Source organism: Nosocomiicoccus ampullae (assembly GCF_001696685.1).
Lineage (GTDB): Bacteria > Bacillota > Bacilli > Staphylococcales > Salinicoccaceae > Nosocomiicoccus > Nosocomiicoccus ampullae_A.
The window spans coordinates 1-3,793 of sequence record NZ_MBFG01000031.1 but is presented as its reverse complement, the minus strand read 5'-3'; the positions used below and the strand labels follow the sequence as shown (position 1 = coordinate 3,793).

Sequence of the window (3,793 nt, the reverse complement as noted above, 5' to 3'; positions counted from 1 at the left end):
TATCTATATATTGTGCTATTCTATTTGTTTTCATAGTTTTTCACACTATATATTGTGTGTCGTTTTAAAAAATTAAGTAAAAAGTCATTCCATTTTTATCGTGTTAGTGTTAGAATGAATAATCGAAAGATAAAGAAATGAGGTCGAAGTTTTGATTACACAAATTAGAAAACGTAGTGGCGAAATTGTGAATTTCGATAAGAATAAGATTTCCGTTGCAATGTCTAAAGCGAATAAAGCAACTGGTGAACCAGGTATGGCTGAAAAGATTGATGACTTAACGGATCAAGTTGTTAAAGTGCTAGAAAAAAGCGAAGATATTATTACAGTTGAATATATTCAAGACGTCGTAGAGGACGTTTTACTGAAAAGTGATTATAAAGATACAGCGCGTGCGTACATCATTTATAGAGATCGTCAAAAGCAAAAGAGAAAGCGCGATATTTTTGAGAGAAGAGCGGAAATGAAGCCGTTTGAATATCCTGAATTATATCAGTATGTCGATGCGATTCGACACTCTTACTGGATTCATACAGAGTTTAACTATACATCAGATATTCAAGACTATATGCAAGGGGCGTTACCTCACGAGAAGACTGCAGTGACACGTTCGATGCTTGCGATTTCCCAAGTTGAAGTTGCAGTAAAAACGTTCTGGGGAGATCTTTATCACCGTATGCCGAAGTACGAGATCGGTGCGGTTGGTGCAAGTTTTAGTGAATCAGAAGTTCGTCACGCAGATGCGTACAGCCATTTACTCGAAATTTTAGGACTGAATAATGAATTTAGTAAGATCAAAGACATTCCAGCGTTAAAACAACGTGTAGATTACTTAACACGTATGGTTCAATACGCGAGAAGTGAAGATGATAGAGAGTACATCTTATCGATGATTTTATTCTCACTATTTACTGAACACGTGTCATTATTTAGTCAGTTCTTAATTATGATGTCATTTAACAAGCATAGAAATATGTTTAAAGGATTATCAAACGTTATCGAAGCGACTTCTAAAGAAGAGCAAATCCACGGTATGTTCGGTATCGACATTGTAAATACAATTCGCGAGGAACAACCAGATTGGTTCGATGAGGATATGGAAGAAGCGGTGTATAAAGCGTGCCGTGAAGCATATGAGTCAGAAGGAAAAGTAATTGACTGGATCTTAGGCGAAGGTGAACTTGAGTTTATGTCAAGTAACGTCGTTAAAGAATTCGTTAAACAACGTTTAAATAATTCACTTGTATCTGTAGGGTATGAAAAATTATTTGACGTCGATGAAAAACTCGTCGCTGAGACATCTTGGTTTGACGATGAAGTTATCGGTACAAAACTCACAGACTTCCTTCACAAACGTAGTGTAAACTACACGAAGTTTAGTCAATCAGTAAGTGGAGACACGATTTTCTCACCAAAATCTGATTTAGAAGGTAAGACAAAACAAGAGGTAAACCAAACAATCAGACTTAGAATGCTCGACGTAAACGATTTGAAGTAAACAATTAGGAGGATTTCAATTGGCTAAACAACCATTTTATTGGCTTAACGAAGATTCTCGCGTCTTTCTAGAACGCGGGTATTTATCAGAAGGCGAAACACCTGAACAAAGAATAAGAGATATCGCAAATAAAGCAGAAGAAATTTTAGGTATAGATGGATTTTCAGATAAATTTTACGACTACATGGGTAGAGGTTTTTATTCACTTTCAAGCCCAGTGTGGTCGAACTTTGGTAAAAAACGTGCATTATCAATTAGCTGCTTCGGTTCATATATTGAAGACAACGTGCCGTCAATTATGGACACAGCAAGTGAAGTTGCATTAATGAGTAAATACGGTGGAGGAACGAGTGGATACTTCGGTAAAATTCGTCCACGTGGATCTGAAATTACTGATAACGGACATACGAGTGGATCCGTTCACTTTATGAAACTATTCGAACAAGTCACTGACACGATCAGTCAAGGTTCTGTTCGTCGTGGTCGCTTCAGTCCGTATTTACCAATCGAACACGGGGATATCCATGAGTTTTTAGATATTGGTACAGAAGGTAATCCAATTCAAACACTCACACATGGTGTATCTGTAACAGATCAGTGGTTAGAAGAAATGATAAAAGGTGACGAAGAAAAACGTGAGACTTGGGCTAAATTATTATCTAGACGTGTCCAAATGGGTTATCCGTACATCTTCTTCCATGACAACGCAAACAACGACACAGTAGATGTTTATAAAGACAAAGGGTTAACAATTAACAACTCAAACCTTTGTTCAGAAATTATGCTGCCAAATAAAGAGGATTGGTCATTCGTATGTAATTTATCTTCAATGAATATTGAACGTTATGACGATTGGAAAGATACAGATGCAGTAGAAACGATGATCTACTTCTTAGACGCAGTTATGAGTGAATTTATTGCTGACTTAGAATCAATGAGAGATTCTGAAGACGCGGAACTCCGTGAAGCATTTAAACATATGAAACGCGCATATAAATTCGCGGTTGAAAACCGTGCATTAGGACTCGGAGTACTCGGATGGCATTCATATTTACAAGCGAACATGATTCCATTTGAAAGTATTGAAGCAAACAAAATTAACTCACAAATCTTCTCACTCATGAGAAAGCGTGCGTATAAAGCAAGTGAAGAACTCGCAGAAAAATTCGGTGAACCAGCAGTTCTTAAAGGATACGGTAGACGTAACGCCACGCTACTTGCGGTCGCACCAACAACGTCAAGTTCATTCATTTTAGGTCAAGTTTCAAAATCGATTGAACCATTCATGTCAAACTACTTCGTAGTCGACACTGCAAAAGTTAAAAAGACAATGATTAACCCGTACTTAAGAGAATTATTAGAAGAAAAAGGTAAAAACACTGAAGAGATTCTAAAGTCAATCCGTGACAACGACGGATCAGTTCAGCACTTAGACTTTTTATCAGCAAGAGAAAAAGAAGTATTTAAAACGTTTGGTGAATTAAACCAATACAACGTCATTGAACAAGCATCAACAAGACAACAATTCATCGACCAAGGTCAATCATTAAACATCATGGTAAACCCAAGTCACATTACAGCAGAAGAATTAAACGAACTGCACTTATTCGCTTGGGCGAATGGTATCAAATCACTATACTATCAACACGGTACAAACGCAGCACAGCAATTTAACTTAAGCAAAATTTGTATCAACTGTGAAGCATAAAACGATAAAACACCTACTAACCGAACGTTAGGAGGTGTTTTTTCATCTTTAAACACTAGAGGTTTGTGATGTTTAGTTTTATTTAACAGATTTTGGATGAAATATCGGTTTTTGTAAATGAGAAGGTAAAGAGGTCAGCTGAAACAGGAGTCTAAGGCTGTTTTTAATCTTATTGTGTAATAATAGCTTTTTGCAAAATTATATTTAACAAAAATATCGTGATTCTGTTAGATATCCGGATATAATTAACAGATTTTCGGAAATCTGACGGGTTTTTGTTAGATATATTTTTATAATTAACAAATTTTGACTCGCCGGCACAGTTTTTGTTAATTATCTTGATATATCTAACAAATTTCCGCTGCAAACCGCAGTTTTTGTAAATAATAAAATGAAGGGATCATCTGAAACAGGAGTCTAAGGTTGTTTTTAATCTTATTGTGTAATAATAGCTTTTTGCAAAATTATATTTAACAAAAATTTCGTGATTCTGTTAGATATCCGGATATAATTAACAGATTTTCAAAAATCTGACGGGTTTTTGTTAAATATATTTTTATAATTAACAAATTTTGACTCGCCGACAC

2 protein-coding genes are annotated in these 3,793 nt (G+C 35.8%); both read left to right on the top strand.

What is annotated here, in order from left to right:
- The first annotated feature begins 151 nt into the window (after positions 1-151).
- A complete protein-coding gene (locus tag BBS29_RS08090) occupies positions 152-1,498 on the top strand; it encodes a ribonucleotide-diphosphate reductase subunit beta (protein WP_068131217.1) in 1,347 nt (448 codons plus the stop codon).
- A 19-nt stretch (positions 1,499-1,517) separates the two neighbouring features.
- Positions 1,518-3,206: a ribonucleoside-diphosphate reductase subunit alpha gene (locus BBS29_RS08085; protein WP_068131216.1), complete on the top strand. Its 1,689-nt coding sequence runs from the start codon at positions 1,518-1,520 to the stop codon at positions 3,204-3,206.
- Positions 3,207-3,793 lie beyond the last annotated feature (587 nt).